This is a genomic window from Exiguobacterium sp. s91 (assembly GCF_018618915.1).
Classification (GTDB): Bacteria; Bacillota; Bacilli; order Exiguobacteriales; family Exiguobacteriaceae; genus Exiguobacterium_A; species Exiguobacterium_A abrahamii.
The window spans coordinates 161,438-184,203 of the sequence record NZ_JACSMZ010000003.1 but is presented as its reverse complement, the minus strand read 5'-3'; the positions used below and the strand labels follow the sequence as shown (position 1 = coordinate 184,203).

Genomic DNA, 22,766 nt, shown 5'->3' with positions numbered 1-22,766 from the left:
GTATAGAGGGAGATGAGAACGCTGACATCCGATCAATGGCAACTTGCCAAAAAATTATTACACGAAGCCGTCCAGTACCAAATAACACTCGAGAAGAGTGCATTCGCAAGTGAATTGATCGACCAAACGACACCGGTCCTCTGGTTTGGTGATGCGACACGTAGCAGTTGGGTGACGATCGCGACGAACCCATCTCGATCGCAGTTTTTAGACCGAACAGGTACATTACGATTTGACGAGCATGGTCCGCTTTTCATACGTCCGAAGTCGATGGCATGGGAGGATTATCTGCAGGAGAAAACGCTGACGGATTCGATCCGACGCTTCAATCGTTACTTCAAACAACCAAATGTGTACCGGACCTGGTTCGGTCGACCAGGTGGGGGGAAGCTCGAAGGATTCTTGAACGGACTCGGTGCGTCGTTTTACGAAAAGACGTTTGATCCAGTCATTCATTTGGATTTTTTCCCGTTTCCGACACACCATTACATGGGAGCGATCAAAGAACGTGGATTGTTGGAAGATAGTCCGTTCGGTCAGACATTTTTGTTACGCCTGCTTGAACTGTTTTCGATAAAAGGAATCATCCTGCTCGGTAAGGAACACACGGAACGATTTGCGAAGCTCGAACCAGACATCGATTGGACGACCTATCGACCAACGGATTATCCGGACGCGATTTTTCAAGTCGGCTTCTCGTCACGATTTCAGGTCCCCGTCGTCGGACTCCACTTCAAACCGAGTGAGCAGTTCATCGGTCTCGGTAATCGAAAGGATGAAAACGGCGTTAGCCATGGCACCTATGGGTCAGCAGAACACTTACGTCAAATCGGAATGATTGTCCTTGAAAAAGTCACGACATACAGTGAAAAAGGAGATTGACAGATATTTCGAACTCCCTAATAATAGGAGATGAATTAGCACTCTATATGATTGAGTGCTAAAAAAGGGAGGCAGAATGAGCATGGAAACGAAACAATTTAAGGCGGAATCAAAACGATTGCTGGAGATGATGATTCATTCCATCTATACGCATAAGGAGATTTTCCTGCGCGAATTGATCTCGAATGCAAGTGACGCCATGGATAAGATGTACTACAAAGCATTGACGGACGAGACGATTTCGTTCGAAAAGGAACACTACAAAATTACAATCGAACCAAATAAAGAAGCGCGTCAACTCATCATTCGTGATACGGGAATCGGAATGACGAAGGAAGAACTAGAAGAGAATCTCGGTACGATCGCGAAGAGTGGATCGCTTGCCTTCAAAGCAGAGAATGAAGCACAAGATGGTCATGATATCATCGGACAATTCGGTGTCGGATTCTATTCTGCATTCATGGTCGCAGACGTCGTCACCGTCGTTACGAAACCGTTCGGCAGTGCAGTCGCTTATAAATGGGAATCGCGTGGTGTCGAAGGTTATACGATCGAGGAAGTCGACAAGGAAACCGTCGGAACGGAGATTACACTCCACATCAAGGCGAACGAGGAAGAAGAATCGTATGACGAATACCTCGAGACATATCGTCTACGTAGCATCATCAAAAAATACTCGGATTTCATCCGTTATCCGATCGAGATGAAGGAACTCGAACGTCAGCCGATCGAAGGCAGTGACGAGACGGAAGAGGTCGAAGTCGTCAAGACGATCAACAGCATGGTGCCGATCTGGCGGAAGAACAAACGGGAACTGACAGACGAAGACTATACGAACTTCTACCAAGAGAAGCGTTATGGTTTCGACACACCAGCGAAACACATTCATATCAGTGTCGACGGCGCTGTTCGTTATCAATCGATCTTATTCATTCCAGAGCAGGCACCGTACGATTATTATTCGAAGGAATTTGAAAAGGGTCTTGAACTCTATGCCAACGGTGTCTTGATCATGGAAAAATGCAGCGACTTGTTGCCGGATCACTTCAGTTTCGTCAAAGGGATGGTCGACTCGGAAGACTTATCGCTCAATATCTCGCGCGAGTTACTGCAGCACGATCGTCAATTGAAATTGATCGCGAAAAATATCCAAAGTAAGATCAAGACACAACTCGAAGCCCTCCTGCGCGAGGATCGCACGAAGTACGAAACGTTCTATCAAGCGTTCGGACGCCAGCTGAAGTTCGGTATGTATAATGATTACGGCATGCACAAAGAACAGGTGCAGGACCTCGTCCTCTTCTACTCAGCTAAGGAGAAGAAGTTGATCACACTCGCAGAATACGTCGCAGCGATGCCGGAAGATCAGGCACATATCTACTACGCCGCTGGTGAGAGTACGAATCGTCTGGATAAATTACCACAATCCGAGCTCGTCCGTGATAAAGGGTATGATATCTTGTACTTCACGGAAGAGATCGATGAGTTCGCGATCCAGATGCTCGTGACGTACAACGAGAAGACGTTCAAGTCGGTCACGAGCAGCGATTTAGGGATTGAAGCGGAGGAAGCGGAGACGACGGACGCACAAGCAGAGATGTTCCAAGCCATGCAGGAAGTGCTAAGTGGGCAAGTCAAGGAAGTCAAAGCCTCAACACGTCTAAAATCGCATCCTGTCTGCTTTGCGACGGACGGCGCTGTCTCAATCGAGATGGAGAAAATTCTGAAGGCGATGCCGAATAATGAAGGGGTAGAAGCGGTCAAGATTCTTGAATTGAATCCGTCACACGCAGTGTTCGAGTCTCTTGAAACGGCGTATCAAAACGATCGTTCAAAATTCGAGCGCTATACCAAACTGATGTATCAACAAGCATTACTTGTCGAAGGGCTTCCACTTGAGGATCCGGTAGCGTTCGCGAATGATGTGTGTTTATTGATGGTGTGAAACGAATAGATATAAAAAAGGCATTGGATGCGCGCATCCAATGCCTTTTTCATAAAGTGTTTCATCAATCCGTTTGTAAATCCGAAGCGGTTTCGCCTTTTTTCGAGAGAACGTTCAAGACGACGACAAAGAGTACGAATGTGACAAGAGCTCCGATGAAACCGAATACCGAAGACTCCGTGAAACCGATGACTAAATAACCGACTGCCGCAGTGACGGCACCGACTAGCGCATACGGTAACTGTGTCGTAACGTGATCGATATGATGGGATCCAGCCCCTGTCGAACTTAAGATTGTCGTATCGGAAATCGGTGAACAATGGTCACCGAAGACAGATCCAGCAAGAACAGCAGCAAGTGTCGGTAACAAGAGTGAGGCATCGACAGCCATGACGAGATCCGCACCGATTGGCAACATGATCCCGAATGTACCCCAACTTGTTCCTGTCGAGAATGCCATCAAGCCGGCAATCAAGAATAACAAGAACGGCAAGTACGACGCAGAAATCGAGTTGCTAACGAAGCTCGCGAGATAATCACCGGTTTTCATATCACCGATGACAGCAATGATCGTCCAAGCGAATAACAGAATCACGACTGCTGGCCACATCGAACGCATACCAGCAACGATGCTTGCACGGTAATCGCGGCCCGGAATTTTTCGTCCGATCAGCATCAGGAAAGCGACGATTAAACTGATGACGACACCTGCGACGAGTGAACGTGTGACGTCTGTTGCCTCAAATGCTCCAATTAAAGTAAACGGGCGATTGTCGGCTGCAAGTGCCTGAGCACCTGTCCCGAGTAACGCACTGATTGTAGCAATGACAAGAACGACGATCGGAACGACGAGATCCCGGACTTTTCCGTTCGTATGTTCGTTGACCTCTTTTGCCATCCCCATCGGTGTTCCTTTTGACGCATCAAAAAGTTCACCATTCGCGGCACGGCGTTCATGCTGTTTCATCGGTCCGACAGAGATACCAGAGTAAGCGATGTAAAGTGTTAAAAGTAACGCGAAAATCGCATAGAAGTTCATTGGAACGATCATCATGAAAGCACTAAACGCTGAGTAATCCGTAATCGAGTGCGTCGTTAAGATACCGGCGATGATGGAGATGATGAATGCGCCCCAACTCGAAAGCGGACTGATGACACAAACAGGCGCAGCTGTTGAGTCAATCAAATAGGCAAGCTTTGCACGTGAGACACCACGGCGATCCGTTAACGGACGACTGACGTTGCCGACAGCGAGACTGTTGAAGTAATCATCGATGAAAATCAAGATACCGAGTCCGAAGGCAACTAAGCGTGCACCACGCGCTGTCTTGACGTGAGTAGAAGCCCATTCACCGAAGGCACGAGCGCCACCTGATGTCTGAATGAGCGTGGAAAGGACGCCGAGCAATAACAAGAAGACAAGCAATAAGACGTTCCACTCGTTCAAGGCACCGTCTGCCCAAAAGAGGCTGAAGATGTTCTTGCCGAGATAGGTTACCGTATCGATCGGGTTAAAACGGTGAAGTAACAGGGCACCGACGAGAATACCGACACCTAACGAAAGAACGACCTTTCGGGTAAAGATGGCTAATAAGATAGCTAGTAAAGCAGGTACAAGGGCAATGATGGAATCTGAATAGTTGACCATGAAAAATATCCTCCTCTTTAATAAATGGCTTAAAGATGAGACCCCGCGGCACAAAAAAAGCAAGGGCACCGGCAACAAAGCCGACACCCTCGCTGGATGCGTCTTTCTTAGCCGAATTGGAGCGCTCCATACAATTGTTATGTATGGCAATCGATCGGGTGTTTCCCGAATCGACCAACGACGATATGCTCGACACATACTGTCATTTCGGCGATGTCACCTTTCCTGTAGTCGTCTTCGTTGTCATCCTCGGACCAAGTACTGATTGAAATCGCGCCTCTACCTCATCGATAGAATAGTCATATTCTGTTCTTATGGACACTTTATCATGTATTTCAGAAGCGATTCAACCATATATTCTGATAATTTAAGATAAAGTTGTTTATTCAGCAAAATGTTGAATGAGCTGTTTCATCAAATAGGCTTGGTTTTCCTCGAATTGTTTTTTTCGATGACCGTTCGCGCCAGATGGGTGGGGGAATCCGGAAAGAAGCTGATGCTGTTCGATTCGTCCATCATGAATCAATCCACGGACTTGCGTCTCGACGACCCGACCGAGTGGAATTAATAACGCTGGTTTTTGTAACTGATTGATCTCAGCGACGAAGTGTTCTTCCGCGTAGTGCCTTAATAAAGGGCTACGATTGATCTTCGGTTGATGACCCGAGTAATTCTTTTCGCGATAAAAGACGGGTTGCTTTAACAGTGACGTTGGATGCAATAATTTCTGATGTTGATGAAATAAGCTAGCCGTCGTCTCGATTCCGAGCAATGCTGGAAGTTCAAGTGTATCGAGCATCTGGACGAGGTTACGTCGCATCGTTCCGGCAAAGCTTGCTGTATATTTGACGAGGCGTGCCGTCTCTTCTAATGAAACACCATGATGGAGGGCATCCGTCGCTTCTTCGAAAGCGATTCGCATCTGTTCAAAACCTGGTGTGATCCCGATGATGACGACTTTTGCTTCAGTATTGACATATTCGCCAATCGGAGAGTAATAGACGGTCAGCTCGTTCTCCTGTTGCAATAAAAAATCGTCCGTCCATAATTCATCACGTCGTAACGTACGATCGTCAGGTAAGCTACGAATGGCTTGTTCAAATATAGTTAATGAATTCATGAAGGACCCTCTCTCTCTGTAATGGCACTATGATAACAAATAATACCATTTGTGACAATTCGACCCTTTCACTATTTGTATATAGGTATATAAAAAAGGACTCGATACGAGTCCTTTTCGTGCATCATGCGCGTTCTTTGACCGAAGCGACTTCATAAGTCAGAATCTCGCTGCCGAGCATTGGCGATTCTCCTGCCTCACTACTCGCAGGTCGACTATGTGACGCTTTGAAATCGTCACTTTCCCGCCACGCTTGAAAACTCTTCATATCTTCCCAGTACATGTTGACGTTCATTTCATCGTGTTCTTCGATGTTTTGCGTCAATAAGACCTCGACGCGGATGAATCCGTCCATCGTATCAAGTCCACTTGGACGCGTAAAACGAGGAGCGAGAGCTGCAGCCATCCCTTTTTTGACTTTAATCCGGTTCGTAACGACGATCATCATAAAATCCCCTTTCAAAAAACGAGTAACGTACTTCTTCAGTATAGTACGATGAAGGCAAGAATGCCGGAAAGAAGGAACAAACGACAATGAATGAACAGGAATACGATCAACGATTACGAATCGAGACCATTGAGATGCAACATCTTTATGGTGTGTTTAGTCACTACAATCGATATGAACCAACGCCTTATGCGGCACTAGACGAATTATGCGAAACGTATTTGTTTCAAAAACAGGATACTGTCATTGATTTCGGGTGTGGGAAAGGGCGTTTGAACTTTTACTTACACGACCGATTCGATTGTTCCGTCATCGGAATCGAGATGAACGGACAATTTTACGAGGACGCACTCCGGAATATGGCGAACTACCAAAGTCGACGGAAGCGGCGTTCCGGAAGTTTGCGATTCGAACAGACGTATGCCGAGCAGTATACCATTCCGGATGAGGCGAATAAGTTTTATTTCTTTAATCCATTCTCTTCACAAATTTTCATGAAAGTGATCGATCACATTTTAAGTTCGGTCGAACGTTCCCCGCGTTCAGTTGATCTCATCTTGTATTACCCGACCGATGAATACCGGGAGTACTTGGAGCGCCATACCGTATTCGAGCAAATCGATGAGATTCGATTACGAGACCTCTATGAAAAAAATCATGACGAGCGGTTCGTCATCTATCGCTTTGATCCGAACAAACTGCTTCAAAACGGGTATGAATACAGTGAGGAAAGAAATAAAAGATAGGAGGTCGGACGATGATCCGTTTGGAGCATGTCACGAAAGAGTTTGCACCGGGGCGTGGAATATTCGATGTCAGTTTTACAGTTGATCCGGGTACGATATTCGGTTTCATCGGACCAAACGGATCTGGAAAATCAACGACACTTCGACATTTAATGGGACTATTGGCTGCGGATGGTGGAAAGGCGACGATCGGTGGTTTTGATTGCTGGAAGCAAAGTAAAGAAGTGAAGCAGTTGGTCGGTTACTTGCCGGGGGAGATTAGTTTACCTGGAGACATGACAGGAGCAGACATGCTCGATTTGATGCAACGACTGCATGGTAGTGACCCGGCACGGCGACAACTGTTGTTGAAACGATTTCCCTTTGAGACGAAGACGAAAATCCGCAAGATGTCAAAAGGGATGAAGCAAAAACTGGCACTTGTCGGTTGCTTCATGAAGGATGCACCCGTCTATCTACTTGATGAGCCGACCAGTGGACTCGATCCTTTGATGCAAGAGCGTTTTTTAGAGTGGATTGAACAGGAGAAGCATGCTGGAAAAGCGATTCTGATGAGTTCGCATCACTTTCCGGAGATGGAAAAATCGTGCGATCGAGCGGCTTTAATCAAAGCAGGGCGCATCATCGTCGAATCGGATATTCATGAGTTGGTTCGATCGAGTCGAAAGACGTACACGATCGTCTTCCGAACTGAGGTGGAGGCAGCACAGTTCGCGATGCAAGTCGGTGTTGAACCGAAGCGGCTGGAAGTCAGTTTTCAAACGGACGAGACGCTGAGCTTAAATCAGGCGATTGCTTATTTAACCCAATATGATGTGCGGCTGATTCGTCCGTCAGCAGATGATTTAGAACAGGTCTTCTTGCATTATTATGGAGAGGAGGAATCGTCGTGATATTGCTGATCCGCTCTTTATTCAAGCAGGTTAGAAAGCCCGTGCTTGCTTATGCGATTGGAACGAGTCTCTACTTATTGATGCTTGCGTTGCTTTATCCATCGATGATGAAGACAGGTTTACTAGAAGCAAAGCTAGAAGCGTTACCTCCGGAAGTCTTAAAAGCATTTCAATACGATAAGGTGACAGGGTTCGAGAATGTACTGGATCTGCTGGGGGGGAACTATTATGGACTGATTTTTCAAGTCATTGCGAGTCTATTCCTGCTCTCATTAGCAGCGCGCCTCGTTGCGCGACCGATCGACAACGGAGAGCTGATCGTCTATCTTGCAGCCCCGATTACACGGAATGCGTATACGTTTGCTGTCGCGATCGTCATGGGTATCGCAAGTATGGTTCTCGTAGGACTGAATGGACTCGTCTTGATGGTATCCGACTGGTGGATGACAGATATTTCGATCAATGACGTCATCTTATGGCGGATTCAACTCAATGCGCTATTGTTACTCTTCGCGATCGGTGCCTTTACGTTATTCGTTGCGACGTTATTTGACGAAGAACGTCGTGCTTTTTCGCTTGCTGGTAGTGTGCTTGTCCTATCGATCGTCTTGACGATTCTGTCGGAACTAAGTGACAAGACGGAGTGGCTTCGTTATCTATCTGTCTTCTCCTTATTCAATACGACGCAATTACTAGAAGGAACGGATCATTTTCTTCTTCATTCCATTCTTTTACTCGTCCTCTGTCTCGTGTTCTTGACCGGAGCAGTCGTTCAATTCGGACGTCGGAGTCTGTCGATTTGATCGAAAGTGGCGCAAAAACTTTACAGAAAGTGAACATTTAGGATTTGAACGTTGCGTCACGCGCTGATTTTTACTAAGATAAAGGAATGTTGTAGTTCTGGAAAAAGAAATGAGGTCTTTCGAAATGAATAAACCATCCATTTATGGATTAACGCTTGAGCAGATGACAGAATGGTTATCGAATCAAGGGCACAAACCATTCCGTGCCAAACAAGTATGGGATTGGCTCTACCGTAAACGTGTCACGACTTTCGCGGAAATGACGAATGTCAACAAGGATTGCCTTGAGTTGTTAGATCAGAGTTTTACGATTGACTCGATGACAGAAGCGGTCAAGCAAGAATCAGCAGACGGAACAATCAAGTTCCTTTTCAAATTATATGATGGCAACTTGATTGAAACGGTTTTGATGCGTCATAAATACGGTCTTTCTGTCTGTGTTACGACACAGGTCGGCTGTAACATCGGCTGTAGCTTCTGTGCAAGTGGTCTGATCAAGAAGAGCCGCGACTTGTCAGCAGGCGAAATCGTTGAGCAGATCATGAACGTTCAACATCACCTCGATGCAGTCGGTAACGAAGAACGTGTCAGCCACGTCGTCGTCATGGGTATCGGTGAACCGTTCGATAACTTCGACAACATGGTTGACTTCTTGAACGTCATCAAGGACCACAATGGTCTTGCGATCGGTGCACGTCACATCACAGTTTCAACAAGTGGTTTGGCAGACAAGATCTACAAGTTCGCTGACTTGAAACTCCAAGTCAACTTAGCCATCTCGCTTCACGCACCAAACAATGAATTGCGTACGCAAATCATGAAAATCAACCGGGCGATCCCGCTTGAGAAATTGATGCCAGCGATCGATTATTACGTTCAAACGACGAATCGTAAAATCACGATCGAGTACATCTTGCTTCGTGGCGTCAACGACCAAAAAGAACACGCAGTCGAACTCGCAAAACTGTTCGAAGACAAACGTCACCTGACGTATGTCAACTTGATTCCGTACAACCCAGTCGATGAGCACGGTCAATATCAGCGCAGTACGTCTGAAGATATCACGACGTTCTACGATACGTTGAAAAAGAACGGCTTGAACTGTGGTGTTCGTATCGAGCACGGAACAGACATCGATGCGGCATGTGGTCAATTACGTAGTAAGCAAATCAAAAAAGATAAAGTAGCATCCAAATAATTCGTTGGGCTTCTCATCGTTTCGGTGGGAAGCTTTTTTTACGATAAGAAATGAGGACATTCTATGACACGTACACGATTTAATGATTTTAACTTAAGCGCACCGATTCTCGACTCAATCGAGCAACTCGGCTACACGACACCAACCGAAGTCCAGCAATCCGTCATTCCGGTCGTACTATCTGGAAAAGATGTCATCGTCAAATCACGGACGGGGAGCGGAAAGACGGCATCGTTTGCGATCCCACTGTGTGAACTCGTCGAGTGGGAAGAAAACAAACCACAAGTCTTAGTCTTGACGCCAACACGTGAGCTGGCCTTGCAGGTCAAAGAAGATATCATGAACATCGGACGCTATAAGCGGATCAAAGCGACAGCTGTCTTCGGCAAGCAACCGTTCCGTGGGCAAGTCACGGAGCTCAAGCAAAAGACACACGTCGTCGTCGGAACACCGGGACGCGTACGCGATCATATCGAGCGGGGCACGTTATCGCTTGAGAAAGTCCGTTACGTCGTTTTAGATGAAGCGGACGAAATGCTGAACATGGGCTTCCTCGATCAAGTCGATGCCATCTTGTCTGAGTTACCGAAGGAGCGGATGACACTATTGTTCTCTGCTACCTTCCCAGAAGACATCGAACAGTTGAGTGACCGTTACATGGAGGCACCAAAACGGATCGAAGTGGGTGAAACCGTCGTCTCAACGATTACGCATAGTTATATTCCGGTGACGGACAAGACGAAGTTCGCGATTTTGAAAGATGTCCTGGTCGCTGAAAACCCGGATCGCTGCATGATCTTCTGTCGGACGAAAGAACACGTTGATTTCGTCGCGAACGGTCTACGCGCACATGACTATCCGGTTGAAGCGATCCATGGTGGGATGGAACAAGACGATCGACTCGATGCGATGAAAGCCTTCCGTGCCGGGAAGTTCCGGATTCTCGTTGCAACAGATGTCGCGGCACGCGGCATCGATATCGAGAACATCACGCATGTCATCCAGTATGATCTCCCTGTCGAACGAGAAAGCTATGTTCACCGGACCGGTCGAACGGGTCGTGCAGGAGCAGCAGGACAAGCAATCAGTCTCGTCACACCAGCAGACGAACGTCGCCTGAAGGAAATCGAGCAGTATCACGGGAAGCTGACACGTCGCCAAGCACCGACAGAAAAGGACTTGATGCGGACAGCGGATGCGTTCGAAGAGAAAATGGCGACGGAAGATACACGTTCTTCGAAAACGGAACAGCTTGATGCGGACATCATGAAGTTGTTCTTCAACGGTGGGAAGAAGAAGAAACTCCGTGCCGTCGACTTCGTTGGAACGATTGCGAAGATTGAAGGCGTCACAGCAGACGACATCGGCATCATCTCGATTCAGGATACGTTGACGTATGTCGATATCCTCAACGGAAAAGGTCCGCTTGTCCTCCGGGCGATGAAGACGACGAAGGTCAAAGGGAAACAATTGAAAGTGTACGAAGCATTCAAGAAATAAGACAAGCCGGTCATTCTCCGCTTAAGCGAAGAGGGACCGGCTGTTTTGCGTCAAGGCATGTCCAAGATGTAGTCCGCTTACGGCTGCTTGGGCAAGCGAGTGTGTAGCACCGGAACAATCACCGATCGCATAGACACCAGGACATGTCGTCTCAAACGTCTCTGATGTCTCAAGCATCGGTGCGTAAAACTTGCCATCTAGTCCATAAAGCAACGTATCTCCCGGAAGTTCCACTTCAAGGAGTTGCTCAAGGCGTTCTAAAAACCCTTCTAAGACGAGCAGGTCTTCTGCAGGCATTTCTGCATGCAAATTACCGGGAGACGCGGTTAGGGAAGGGACAATGGTGTTACGACTCAATTGATCGTGTGCCGTCGCTCGCGATGCTCGGAAATCACTGAGTCGCTGAACGAGAATGCGATCACCACCTTGGTTGATTCCGCCAATGATGCGTGCGGCATACGCATTCGCTTTCGCTAGTGTTGAAAAATACCGCGGGAGAAATAGCGTGAAGTTCAGATTTGTCGAGCCGTCTGCTGTCTCGTGGACGTTTTGGCCGTCCGGCATGACGAGTCCTTCTTGATATTTGCGGATGATCCGTCCGCGCGGATTCATGCAATAGGTGACGACTTGACCGTAAGGCGAGTCGTAACCGAGCTTCGTCTCGAACGTCTCCTGTAACAATGTCCGAAATAGTCCCTCATCCGTCTCAATTCGCACCCCGAGATCAAGTCGGGTCCGCTGTGGGGCGACGCCAAGCGTCGCTAACTGGTGCAATGTAAAGTCTGCACCTGAACGACCTGTTGCGAAAACGATCCGTTGACTGACGAAGGTCTCGTCCGCTGTTTTGATCGTAAACTGCTCCGATTTCGTGATTTGCTCGATTGTCGTTTCGAACCGGGCATCGAGACGTGGTAATAAGGCGTCCTCAAACGCCGTGAAGACGGCAGCGGTCCGTACTGTGCCTAAATGACGGACGGTCGTCTCGACCGAATGTAGACCGGCGCGGCGGGCGCGAGACGCTACAATAGGGGAATGCGTGGAATAGGTCTCAACTGTACCTCCACCATATGTACATAAGAGATCATCGACTTCTTGGAACAGTCGTCGTGTCGTCTCTTCACCGATTTTTGAGACGAGTTCCCCGCCGAATCCCGTCGCATAATTGAACTTTCCTTCTGATTTGCCAAGCCCTGCGAATCCAAGATACGCATCTTCTGCTGTTCGTTCGCGAATCGGTTTTCCGGCATCGAGTAGTAGGACGCGTTGTCCATCTTCAACGAGCTGATGGGCGAGGAAAATTCCTGCCACACCGGCTCCGATAATCGTCACATCATACATCACAGACGCCTCCTTTTCTTTGAGTATACAAAAAAGCCGGATTCCTGTGAAAGGAATCCGGACTAGGTGAGATCGCTTATTTCCACTCTGCGATGTCAGCGATTGGTAGACGAACTGATGGGTATCCTGCGTCGACTGCTTTACCGATTGAAAGCAGCATGACTGGAAGATAACGTTCTTTTTCAAGACCGAATGCTTCTGCGATTTGGTCTTTTTCGTAACCACCGATTGGGTTTGTATCGTAACCGTGTGCACGAGCAACGAGCATCAATTGCATCGAAACGAGACCTGAGTCGATCAAGATGCTATCACGTAATGTTTCAACGTCTTCTGGACGGTAGAAACCTTTGATAGCTGGTACTTGGCGATCACGTACTTCTTGCGGCATAAGCCCTTTTTCCACAGCCATATCATAGATTGTCTCGATACTGTCGACTGCGTTCATGTCACCGAAGACGGCGATGACAGCAGAAGATGTCTCGACTTGAACTTGGTTGAATTTCGCGAGTGGTGCAAGTGTTGCTTTGCCTTCTTCGCTATCGATAACGAGGAAACGCCATGGTTGCATGTTAACTGAAGAAGGTGCAAGTGTTGCTTCTTCAAGGATTTGTGTCATTTCTTCTTTTGAAATTTTTACGTTCGTGTCGTAGTTGCGGATTGAGCGACGTCCTTTGACGATTTCCATGAAGTCCGTTGTTGTTTGAGTAGTCATAATTATTCAATCTCCCTTGTGTGTGTTTTTTCTTTTTTATAGTGTAAAAAACTTATTTCCAGTCTGCGATGTCGTTGATTGGTAGGCGAACCGATGGGTATCCTGCGTCAACCGCTTTACCAATCGATAGCAACATGACCGGTACATAACGCTCTTTTTCAAGACCGAATGCTTCCGCGATTTGATCTTTCTCGTAACCACCAATTGGGTTTGTATCATATCCGTGTGCACGAGCGACGAGCATCAATTGCATCGAGACGAGACCCGAGTCGATCAAGATGCTGTCTTTCAAATCGTTCGCCGATACACTGCTGTACATACCTTGAATCGCTGGTACTTGGCGATCGCGTACTTCTTGTGGCATAAGCCCTTTTGCGACAGCTGTATCGTAGATGTTCTCGAGTTGATCAACAGCGTTCATGTCACCGAAGACCGCGATGACAGCAGAAGATGTCTCGACTTGGACTTGGTTGAATTTCGCGAGTGGTGCGAGTGTCGCTTTGCCTTCTTCGCTATCGATGACGAGGAAACGCCATGGTTGCATGTTGACAGAAGAAGGTGCGAGTGTTGCTTCTTCAAGAATTTGTGTCATTTCTTCTTTTGAGATCTTCACGTCTGTATCGTAGTTACGGATCGAGCGACGTCCTTTGACGATTTCCATGAAGTCTGTTGTTGTTTGCGTTGCCATATTAAATCGACTCCTCTTTTAATTTAGGTAATGTGTCGGCGTTCGCTTCGATGCGTTGAATCATCTCAGCTAGCGTCCGTTGTTCTTCAGCGGAGAATCCTTCGAGTAAGTTCTCGAGGAACTCATCTTTTTGTTCGCGTAATCGTGCAATGCGCGTCGCCCCTTGTTCCGTTAAGGAAACAAGAATCACCCGATTGTCAGCGGCTGACCGTTCGCGAGCAATCATCCCGGTCGATTCCAGATGTTTGAGATGACGGGTCACTGCTGCATGATCGACATTGACGCGTTTTTGCAATTCTTTTTGACTGATCGTTTGATCGACTTGTAGTTGAGCAAGTAGGTCCATTCGCGTCTGACTGAAACCATCCGTACAGAGATCGAATTTTTGAGCAATCGTCTTATTGACGGAGACGAGTGCATAGATCAAACGTCCTTTTTCGGTGCAGGAAATACTCAATCCATCACATCCTTCCCTTCGTTCGAAGAAACCTTTGACGTATCAAAGATTGATATGTAAACGAATATAACGTGTTTATTTTGATGGCGCAACTTATCTGCTTCTGACATAAAAAAAGATATCATTCACGCAGAATGATATCGAGTCAGGCGACTTAGCTAATTTGGCGTTCAGACGCCGGAAGTCCTTTTGCATCAATCGCTGCAATGATCCGTCGGAAATAGAACAACCAAAATTGCAGGAACGGTCCGATCAGGAAAATCGAGAGGATCGTACCGAAGAAAACAGGTCCCCCAAGCAACCAGCCAATGCCGCATGCCGTAACTTCCATGATCGTCCGCATCAGACGAATCGACGTTCCAAAACGCTCTGCAAGTGTCAATGTCAACCCATCGCGTGGACCGGCCCCGTATCCGACAGCGACATACAGACCAGCGCCCATCCCAATGATGAAGATGCCGAAAATCAGCCAGAGTGTATTCAACCAGATCGACTCAAATGAAGGTAAGAGATGAGAACCAAGAACAAGATTCATGAAGACACCGACGAAAATCGCGTTGACGAGCGTTCCGATTTGCGGTGTGACGCGGTCTAACGCGTATTTAACAAACACGAGTAATAGACCGACAAGCAAGATGATCGTTCCGACGGATAGTGGCGTCTTTTTTTGGAGACCAAGATGCAATACATCCCACGTCGAGACACCGAGTTCAGCCGTGATCATCATTGATGAGCCAAGAGCGAGTAAAAATAAACCGAGCAGGAAGAGTCCCCACTTTAACGTAGCGCGTAACAACCAGGAAGCGCGATGACGCGTCATGTCTGGCACCTCATTTCTTAAAAATAATTGATTCGTTAACTGTATCATGAGGAAAGTGGAAGAAGAAAGACGAAATTTTCCGTTTTTTCCATCTTAAGAAGGAGGGGAAGGTCAAAAGAGAAACGTATACTGAAGAAAAAGGAGATGACCAAATGAAAGCGATCCGGCACCTGATTCGTTTTACATATATAGAAGCCATCTGTTGTGTCTTTCCCGTAATGATTTTCGCGGCGCTTGCTCTTTCACGTTATCTTCCTACTGAACCGATCGCACGATACGATCTCCTGTTGCTCTGGTGTATTCTCGTCCAAATCGTCTTACTCGTCACGCGGTATGAAACGATGGAGGAATTCAAACTGATCTTATTGTTTCACGTCATCGGTCTAGCACTTGAACTGTTCAAGGTGAACGTCGGGTCTTGGAGTTATCCGGAAGACGCTTTGACGAAAGTGGCTGGTGTTCCCTTGTATGCAGGATTCATGTACGCAAGCGTCGCGAGTTATGTCTGCCAGGCGTTTCGGCGATTTCATTTACGATTCATAGCATTTCCACCCCCCTGGCTTGCGATCAGCGTCGGCAGTCTCGTCTATCTCAACTTCTTCACCCACCACTGGATCTTCGATGCACGCTGGCTATTGATGGTCCTCGTCGTCCTCGTTTTCTATAAGTCATGGGTTCATTTTACGATCGAGCAGACGATCTACCGGATGCCGCTCGTTCTATCCTTTTTACTGATTGCCTTTTTCATTTGGATCGCGGAGAACATCGTAACGTTCTTTAAAGGCTGGGTCTATCCGCATCAGGAAGGAGGCTGGGTAGTCGTTGATCTTGGAAAATTGTCTTCTTGGTTCCTGCTTGTGATCATCACGGTTTTGATCGTCATCGTTGCGAAATACAAGCGTCAGGATCCGGCTGTGGAAATTCAGCAACGTACCTAAATAAAAAATAACCTGGTTATTTTTTTGGACTACTTCCGCGTTTTTTCGTTGCTATAGTGAAAAAAACGCAAAGGAAGTGGTTACGGATGATGCAACAGGTGTTGGAACGAGCAACTGAATTGGTACAGATGAAATTAGCGGTCGTGGAGCAGTATGAAGATTGGCAACTCTGGCTCGACGAAGTGAACGGAATCGATGAATGGGTCAAAATGTCAGCGTATTATGCACCGCGCGACGTTCAAGAAACACCGGTCATCGATGAAGTGATGGAGTTAGAGAAACAGACTATCGTCATGCCACCGCAAGTACCGATCGAGCCAGTACGCAAGCAACGTTATGCCTATACGTTTCAGCGGGGGTTAAAAGGTGGTACTTTACTAGAATGGTCGGGCAGTCATATTTCTGAACGAGACGTCCGCGATTGGAATCTCGAGCACGGCATGGAAGTCCGTGTCCGTGTCGATCGTCAGGATGATCAAAAAACGATATGCCGTATCGAAGCCGTCGTCTCGACGGAGCGAATGAGAGAGAATCCAGAACGTGTCGTGTTTGAACAAGCAATCGTCAAGGCGCATGGAATCATTGAGGAAACGGTGAATGGTCCACTGCAAGATGAGTCGGGCAGATCGTTCTATTATGTCGTTCCGGTAGAAGACATGCGCTATTTCCGACTAGAAGCAGGTCAACTCGTCGATCTCGTCATGTGGCGGGAACGGAAGGATACACTGACGATTGCTTGGAAGCATCCATTCACGTATAAAGAGCCGATCGTCAACGCATCATCTAACCGCCCATCAGAGGTAGAGCAACCGGTAGTGAAGACGTCTGTGACAACGAAAAAGTCAAATCGGTATGCACGAAAAATGAAACGACAACCGGTTCCGAAAGCTAAAAAAGCACAGCGTCGCGTCCGTATACCAAAAGAGCGAACGATTGAACCGATCGTGACGACAGCCGTACCTGGACAATTGATGGATTTCGTTGATAAGACACCACTTGATTTCACGCGCTTCACAGGAATGCGTCTCGTCATCGTCGGAAATGAACAACAGACCGCTGTCTATCGCGAGTTCTTTGCGCCGACGGGAATCGAATTGATTCATCTTGCAGGGGACGCACAGTCCGCGAAAAAGATTGCCTGTCTCGCCAAAAAGACGGACGCGATCGTCGTCGTGACGAGTCGCGTTTCTCATGCAGCGAGTGCACATGTCATCGCGCAGGCGAAAAAGCATGGTATTCCATTCGCGATGGAACGGCTCGACGGTCGACGATCGTTATACACGGCGTGTGAACGACAACTTGAGCGTGCTTGGCTCAACCAGCAACGAGACGGGAAATTATTGAAAAAAGAGTGAAACATTAGAAGAATTCGACCGTAAAGTAAGGTGAGAACTTATTTTTCAAGGAGGACCTTACTCATGTCATCTCAATTAAAAAAAGCAGCGAAGGAGTCGCTCAGCGGTCGTTGGGGATTTGCCATCCTCATGTTCGTACTGTTTTCTATCATCCAGAGCGTTCCGACGTTCATCGGACCAGATCCTAACGAAGATCTAAATGCGATGAGTGCGGTCAGTATCATTCTTTCGATTTTATTGATCCCAATCGCAGCGGGTTGGACGTGGGTCGCGATGTCGTTCGCACGCAATGAAGAAGTCAAAGTAGCTGATTTGTTCGAGCCGTATAAAATCTTCGGCAAAGTCATCGGCGTCTCGATTGTGCAAGCGGTCTTCTTATTCTTATGGACATTACTCTTGATCATTCCAGGGATCATCAAGTCGTTCTCTTACCTGTTGACGTTCTACATCCTTCGAGATGAACCATCGGTCGGTATCTTCGAGGCCATCACACGTTCACGTCAACTCATGGATGGTCATAAAATGGAAGCATTCTTACTCTTCCTATCATTCATTGGTTGGGCATTACTCGTGATCGTTACACTTGGTCTTGCTGTCTTATGGGTTGGACCATACTTCAGCGTCACAATGGCAAAATTCTATGATCGTGTGCGTGGTGAACAAGCGCCAGAGCCAACATCAGATTTCGTCGCACCATATTAATACCGAATCCCGACACGACGTCGGGATTTTTTTATGCGTGAAATAATTCCGATTGGAAAAGACGGTTTAATGGTTGCTTTAGTTCAGTGAATTTTGTACGATGAATGCAACACATCTTATCTAGAGAAGTCGAGGGACTGGCCCGAAGACACTTCAGCAACCCCGCTACGGCGGAAGGTGCTACTTCCAGGAAGGGATACCTTCCGAAGATAAGAGCGGACAGGACAAGATACCGTCGCTCTTTTCGAACTTCGAAAAGAGCGTTTTTTTATGATAAGGGGGACGATGGAGTGGAGTATGGTTTTTGGTTACCGATTTTTGGGGGATGGTTACGTAACGTCGAGGATGAACAGATGCCACCGACCTTCGATTATGCGAAACAAGTCGCACAAACAGCAGAACGAATCGGGTTCTCGACGACGTTGATTGCGGAATTGAACTTGAATGATATCAAAGGCATTAAGGAACCGAGTCTTGAGGCATGGACGACGGCAGCAGCGATTGCTGCAACGACAGAACGCCTTGAGATCATGACAGCGGTTCGTCCCGGGTTCCATAATCCAGCGACGACGGCGAAGATGGCGGCAAACATCGATCAGTTGAGTGGTGGACGCTTTACGCTCAACGTCGTTTCAGCGTGGTGGGCAGAGGAAGCGAAACAATACAACGGTATCTTCACAGCGCACGATGAACGCTATGCTCGGACGGAAGAGTTCGTCACGGTCATGAAGGGACTGTGGGCAGATGCGTCACCGTATAGCTTCTCCGGTCATCACTACACGATCGAGCAAGCAGAACTCCATCCGAAGCCAGTCCAGCGTCCAGGCATCAAGCTCTACGCTGGTGGAGAGAGTGAAGCTGGAAAGCGAACGATCGTCGAACACTGTGACGCTTATGTCATGCACGGGGGCACTGTTGAAGAAGTAGCCCATAAAATCGACGACATGAAAGTACGCCGGGAAGCGACGGGACAAAAGCCGCTCGAAAGCTTCGGTCTTGCTGCCTACATCATTTGTCGGGATACGGAAGAAGAAGCACTTCTTGAATGGCAACGGATCACGGACGTCAAGGAAGACAGCGCCGGTTATGCCGGTTATCAGGATTTCATTAGTAAATCGCAACTGGAGCAACAGGTCGAGCGGAACGATTATTCTGTCTCGAACCGTGGTCTACGTCCGAATTTAATCGGGACACCAGAACAAATCGCTGAACGGATTCTAGCGTTCGAAGCCGTCGGTGTCACGTTACTTTTGTTACAATTCTCACCACAACTTGAAGAAATGGAACGCTTTGCTCGTGACGTAATGCCACTGGTCGAAGCGAAACGAAAGGTAGGTCAACAATCATGACAAAAATTCATATTCTCCACGAAAACCAAGAATGGACGGACCATCTCATCAAACGTCTCGAAGAACTCGAATTACCGTATGAACAGTGGCACTTGAATGAAGGAATCGTTCCGCTGGATGAACTGCCGCCAGAAGGCGTCTTTTACAGCCGGATGAGTGCTTCTTCGCATACGCGGGGACATCGTTACGCGCCGGAGTTGACGGAAGGGGTCCTCGCTTGGTTAGAAGAGCATGACCGGACCGTCTTTAACGGAACGCGTGCGCTCCGTCTTGAAGTCAGCAAAGTCAATCAATATACGGCGTTGCGGAAGGCTGGGATTCGTGTACCGAAGACGACGGCTGCCGTCGGACGTGATCAAATCGTACAAGCAGCAAAAGAAATCGGTGTTTCGTCATTCATCACGAAACACAACCGTGCCGGAAAAGGTCTCGGCGTCCAGCTGTTCCACTCGATTGAAGCACTTGAAGCTTATCTCGACGGTCCGACATTCGACGAACCAGTCGATGGCATCACGTTGATTCAAGAGTATATTCAAGCACCAGAACCGTACATCACACGTTGTGAGTTCGTAGGTGGAAAGTTCGTCTACGCGGTTCGAGTCGATACATCAGAAGGGTTCGAGCTTTGCCCAGCGGATGCATGCGTGATCGACGACTTGTTCTGCCCAGTCGGTGAAGAAGCACCGCAAACACCGATGAAGTTCCAAATCGTTGAAGGCTTCGATGACCCGATCATCCAAAAGTATGAAGCATTCCTCCAAGCGAACCAAATCGCGGTCGCAGGCATCGAGTTCATTAAGGATGCGTCAGGTACGATCTATACGTATGACGTCAATACGAATACGAACTATAATTCGGATGCCGAGGCAGCTGCAGGACGCTACGGTATGCTCGAACTAGCGAAGTTCCTCGGTGCAGCCCTTGAAACAAGCACAGTAAAATAAGAATCTGCTCTCGCCCTGTCACCGGACGTTACAAGACCGGATGACAGGGTATTTGTATAGAAAAGGGGGCGGATCTATGATTACGTGGAGAGAAGAACGACAGCTCGATATTCCGATTGAGGAAGCATGGCACTTGTTTGATCACACGCGATTGCAGCGTTTGATTCCAAACGTCGTCCAGCACGAGGTGATTGAACGAAAACCGGGTGTCGTCGGTTCGACGTATCGTCAAACATACATGCAGGGTAATCGACTTGAAACCTATATCGTGACCGATTTAGCCTATACGAACGAGCCTGACTTCAAACAAAATACGATTGGATTCACATTGGCTAAAATATTCAAGATCGAGATGACGTTTACACTTAAACCGATCGACCATGACCGTTGTCTGTTGATCTATACGGGAAAAAATGAGGGAGCGAACTTTGTTGGAAAGAGTCTGTTGTCGCTTGGAGGAGAGCGAGAGAATGAGAAAATCGTTCATGGGCTGTTGCAACGTGTCGAAGAAGAAGCGGCGAAACAAAAGAAGAATAACGCATGAAAAAACGGATTCCCGCGTTTTTGTATCCTGTCGCTTCGTATACGATTTATCAAAATCAGGCGAGAATACTCCCACCTCTAAGTGTAGCGTAGGTAGGAGATGAATCACCCGTTTCGATAAGACTATAATCATTTGATGAAATCAGTGCAACCAATAAAAGGAATTGATACACAAACAAAATTTAACACAGATAAGCATTCAGTCTTTCTTCTGAATTACGATCTTATCCTCGTAGTGAAATACAGGAGACAAGTGATTGATGACGCCATCTCGACGTTTGCGAGACAGATGTTCGAACGAATAGGCACGTCATATCGTATTACACTGATCGAGTGGAACCATGACAACGATTATATCGATGTGTTGTTTAAAGCGCACCCAAACGCGGAAATGTCCAAGTTTCTGAACGCTTATAAGAGTACCAGCAGTCGATTGATCAACCACGATTTTCCACATGTCAAAACACAACTTTGAAAAGAAATGTTTTGGTCCCGAAGTTATTGTCTAGTGAGGACCGGAAATGCGACGATCGATGTCATCAGACACTACATCGAAAAAAAGGAGAGGAGTGATTTCCTTGCTGAAGGCGTACAAGTTTCGACTTTATCCGACGAAGTTCCAACAAGAGTATTTCGTGAAGACGTTCGGTTGTGTCCGTTTCGTTTACAATAAGATGCTCGAAGAGCGTATCCGATTGTATAAAGAGTCTAAGCTCGACCCTGACGTGAAGCAGAAGCTCCCAACCCCAGCAAAGTACAAACCTGAATTCCCTTTCCTAAAAGAAGTCGATAGTCTTTCCCTAGCGAACGCTCAGATGGACTTGAATAAGGCATACCAGAACTTTTTTCGGGATAAGTCTGTTGGGTTCCCCAAGTTCAAATCGAAGCACAACGACCGCGCCTCTTACACGACGAACAATCTGAAGGGAAGCATCCGAATCGAGGCATGTCAGGTGAAGCTTCCTAAGATTGGTTTTGTGAAGTTGAAACAACATCGTCCGTTTACAGGTGTGATCAAGTCCGCGACGATCTCGATGACGAGGACCCGAAAATTCTTCATCTCGATCCTCGTCGATCAAGCCGAAGAGCAATGGATTCCCGCCAAACATAAAGTAGGGATTGATCTTGGTTTGGAGCACTTCGCCATCCTGACAAACGATAAACATTTTTCTGAGAAAGTTGCCAATCCGCGCTTTCTTCGAAAGTCTGAAGATAAGATAAAGAAGGCGCAACGTGGCTTGTCACGCAAGAAAATTGGGAGTAAGAACCGAGAGAAGGCGAGGATGATCCTTTCCAAGAAGCATGAAAAGATTGCGAATCAACGTCAAGATTTTCTTCATAAGCTGTCGAAACGAATCGTTGACGATAACCAAGTCATAGTCGTTGAGACACTTAAGTCGAAGAACATGATGAAAAACCATAAGATCGCCAAATCGATCGGGGATGTCAGTTGGTATGAGTTTGTTCGTCAGCTAGCATACAAATGCAAATTCTACGGGCGAACACTTATCAAAGCGGATCAATGGTATGCCTCTACACAGATTTGTTCTTCTTGCGGAATAAAAAGCGAGAAGAAAGCCATGGATGTGCGCGAGTGGAGCTGTATTTGTGGTGCTCTTCATGATCGAGACATCAACGCGAGCATCAACTTGTTGATGTTAGCATACTGAAAATTCTTCAGGGTGGGGACCACCCGATGAGCTTGGTCAATAATCGTAGCTTGTAAAAGTACGGTCT

Annotated in this window: 22 protein-coding genes, 1 pseudogene and 2 riboswitches; of the genes and pseudogenes, 15 read left to right on the top strand and 8 right to left on the bottom strand. The window is 47.3% G+C overall.

The window, feature by feature from the left end; translation table 11 throughout:
- The first annotated feature begins 12 nt into the window (after positions 1–12).
- Both KNQ06_RS14085 and htpG read left to right on the top strand, forming a co-directional pair.
- Complete coding sequence (locus KNQ06_RS14085; protein ID WP_215148598.1) at positions 13–882, top strand: hypothetical protein; 870 nt, start codon at positions 13–15, stop codon at positions 880–882.
- An 82-nt stretch (positions 883–964) separates the two neighbouring features.
- Positions 965–2,827: a molecular chaperone HtpG gene (gene htpG / locus KNQ06_RS14080; RefSeq protein WP_133208455.1), complete on the top strand. Its 1,863-nt coding sequence runs from the start codon at positions 965–967 to the stop codon at positions 2,825–2,827.
- A 64-nt stretch (positions 2,828–2,891) separates the two neighbouring features.
- Here the strand turns inward: htpG and KNQ06_RS14075 are convergent, their stop codons facing one another.
- The 3 genes from KNQ06_RS14075 to KNQ06_RS14065 form a co-directional block, all read right to left on the bottom strand.
- Positions 2,892–4,475 carry a Na+/H+ antiporter NhaC family protein gene (locus KNQ06_RS14075; RefSeq protein WP_149428056.1) on the bottom strand — a complete coding sequence of 528 codons (1,584 nt, stop codon included), beginning with the start codon at positions 4,473–4,475 and terminating at the stop codon, positions 2,892–2,894.
- A gap of 111 nt (positions 4,476–4,586) precedes the next feature.
- A riboswitch (Lysine riboswitch) is annotated at positions 4,587–4,765 on the bottom strand.
- A 92-nt stretch (positions 4,766–4,857) separates the two neighbouring features.
- Positions 4,858–5,595, bottom strand: coding sequence for a uracil-DNA glycosylase family protein (locus tag KNQ06_RS14070; protein ID WP_149428055.1), 738 nt, complete (start codon positions 5,593–5,595; stop codon positions 4,858–4,860).
- A 124-nt stretch (positions 5,596–5,719) separates the two neighbouring features.
- Positions 5,720–6,040 carry a heme oxygenase gene (locus tag KNQ06_RS14065; RefSeq protein WP_023469797.1) on the bottom strand — a complete coding sequence of 107 codons (321 nt, stop codon included), beginning with the start codon at positions 6,038–6,040 and terminating at the stop codon, positions 5,720–5,722.
- Positions 6,041–6,129: 89 nt separating this feature from the next.
- Between KNQ06_RS14065 and KNQ06_RS14060 the strand changes: the two genes are divergently transcribed.
- The 5 genes from KNQ06_RS14060 (at position 6,130) to KNQ06_RS14040 (ending at position 11,183) form a co-directional block, all read left to right on the top strand.
- Complete coding sequence (locus tag KNQ06_RS14060) at positions 6,130–6,789, top strand: class I SAM-dependent methyltransferase (RefSeq protein ID WP_149428054.1); 660 nt, start codon at positions 6,130–6,132, stop codon at positions 6,787–6,789.
- 11 nt (positions 6,790–6,800) lie between these two features.
- The gene (locus tag KNQ06_RS14055) at positions 6,801–7,682 is read left to right on the top strand and encodes an ABC transporter ATP-binding protein (RefSeq protein WP_149428053.1); all 882 of its coding nucleotides are present in this window, start codon (positions 6,801–6,803) and stop codon (positions 7,680–7,682) included.
- Positions 7,679–8,485: an ABC transporter permease subunit gene (locus KNQ06_RS14050; RefSeq protein ID WP_064300737.1), complete on the top strand. Its 807-nt coding sequence runs from the start codon at positions 7,679–7,681 to the stop codon at positions 8,483–8,485. Before KNQ06_RS14055 ends, KNQ06_RS14050 begins: the two co-directional genes overlap by 4 nt.
- Before the next feature lie 124 nt (positions 8,486–8,609).
- Positions 8,610–9,683 carry a dual-specificity RNA methyltransferase RlmN gene (gene rlmN / locus KNQ06_RS14045; RefSeq protein WP_215148596.1) on the top strand — a complete coding sequence of 358 codons (1,074 nt, stop codon included), beginning with the start codon at positions 8,610–8,612 and terminating at the stop codon, positions 9,681–9,683.
- A gap of 63 nt (positions 9,684–9,746) precedes the next feature.
- A complete protein-coding gene (locus KNQ06_RS14040; protein WP_149428052.1) occupies positions 9,747–11,183 on the top strand; it encodes a DEAD/DEAH box helicase in 1,437 nt (478 codons plus the stop codon).
- Between the two features lie 21 nt (positions 11,184–11,204).
- On the opposite strand, the gene KNQ06_RS14035 is transcribed toward KNQ06_RS14040, so the two are convergent.
- The 5 genes from KNQ06_RS14035 to KNQ06_RS14015 all read right to left on the bottom strand — a co-directional run bounded on the left by KNQ06_RS14035 (position 11,205) and on the right by KNQ06_RS14015 (position 15,198).
- Entirely contained in the window at positions 11,205–12,521 is a 1,317-nt protein-coding gene (locus KNQ06_RS14035) for an NAD(P)/FAD-dependent oxidoreductase (protein ID WP_215148594.1), read from the bottom strand.
- A gap of 76 nt (positions 12,522–12,597) precedes the next feature.
- The gene (locus tag KNQ06_RS14030) at positions 12,598–13,233 is read right to left on the bottom strand and encodes a nitroreductase family protein (protein ID WP_023469790.1); all 636 of its coding nucleotides are present in this window, start codon (positions 13,231–13,233) and stop codon (positions 12,598–12,600) included.
- A 52-nt stretch (positions 13,234–13,285) separates the two neighbouring features.
- On the bottom strand, positions 13,286–13,921 hold the full coding sequence (locus KNQ06_RS14025; protein WP_050678777.1) for a nitroreductase family protein: 636 nt from the start codon (positions 13,919–13,921) through the stop codon (positions 13,286–13,288).
- A 1-nt stretch (position 13,922) separates the two neighbouring features.
- Entirely contained in the window at positions 13,923–14,378 is a 456-nt protein-coding gene (locus KNQ06_RS14020) for a MarR family winged helix-turn-helix transcriptional regulator (RefSeq protein ID WP_023469788.1), read from the bottom strand.
- Between the two features lie 154 nt (positions 14,379–14,532).
- Positions 14,533–15,198 (bottom strand): YczE/YyaS/YitT family protein, encoded by a 666-nt coding sequence (locus tag KNQ06_RS14015; RefSeq protein WP_058265637.1) that lies wholly within the window; start codon positions 15,196–15,198, stop codon positions 14,533–14,535.
- Positions 15,199–15,350: 152 nt separating this feature from the next.
- On the opposite strand from KNQ06_RS14015, the gene KNQ06_RS14010 reads away from it, so the two are divergent.
- The 8 genes and pseudogenes from KNQ06_RS14010 to tnpB all read left to right on the top strand — a co-directional run bounded on the left by KNQ06_RS14010 (position 15,351) and on the right by tnpB (position 22,699).
- Entirely contained in the window at positions 15,351–16,136 is a 786-nt protein-coding gene (locus tag KNQ06_RS14010) for a DUF817 domain-containing protein (RefSeq protein WP_214772321.1), read from the top strand.
- 86 nt (positions 16,137–16,222) lie between these two features.
- Positions 16,223–17,491, top strand: a complete 1,269-nt coding sequence (locus tag KNQ06_RS14005) for a DUF2325 domain-containing protein (protein ID WP_214772319.1) — start codon at positions 16,223–16,225, stop codon at positions 17,489–17,491.
- Between the two features lie 63 nt (positions 17,492–17,554).
- Complete coding sequence (locus KNQ06_RS14000) at positions 17,555–18,193, top strand: DUF975 family protein (protein WP_214725166.1); 639 nt, start codon at positions 17,555–17,557, stop codon at positions 18,191–18,193.
- A 113-nt stretch (positions 18,194–18,306) separates the two neighbouring features.
- A riboswitch (SAM riboswitch) is annotated at positions 18,307–18,409 on the top strand.
- A gap of 74 nt (positions 18,410–18,483) precedes the next feature.
- Entirely contained in the window at positions 18,484–19,542 is a 1,059-nt protein-coding gene (locus KNQ06_RS13995; protein WP_149428047.1) for an LLM class flavin-dependent oxidoreductase, read from the top strand.
- Positions 19,539–20,486 (top strand): ATP-grasp domain-containing protein, encoded by a 948-nt coding sequence (locus KNQ06_RS13990; RefSeq protein WP_050678782.1) that lies wholly within the window; start codon positions 19,539–19,541, stop codon positions 20,484–20,486. The genes KNQ06_RS13995 and KNQ06_RS13990 overlap by 4 nt, the downstream gene beginning before the upstream one ends.
- Before the next feature lie 76 nt (positions 20,487–20,562).
- Entirely contained in the window at positions 20,563–21,030 is a 468-nt protein-coding gene (locus KNQ06_RS13985) for an SRPBCC family protein (protein WP_023469781.1), read from the top strand.
- A gap of 135 nt (positions 21,031–21,165) precedes the next feature.
- Positions 21,166–21,591, top strand: a pseudogene (tnpA, locus tag KNQ06_RS13980) (IS200/IS605 family transposase); the annotation flags it as partial.
- Positions 21,592–21,607: 16 nt separating this feature from the next.
- Entirely contained in the window at positions 21,608–22,699 is a 1,092-nt protein-coding gene (gene tnpB / locus KNQ06_RS13975) for an IS200/IS605 family element RNA-guided endonuclease TnpB (RefSeq protein WP_133208443.1), read from the top strand.
- The last annotated feature ends 67 nt before the right edge of the window (positions 22,700–22,766 follow it).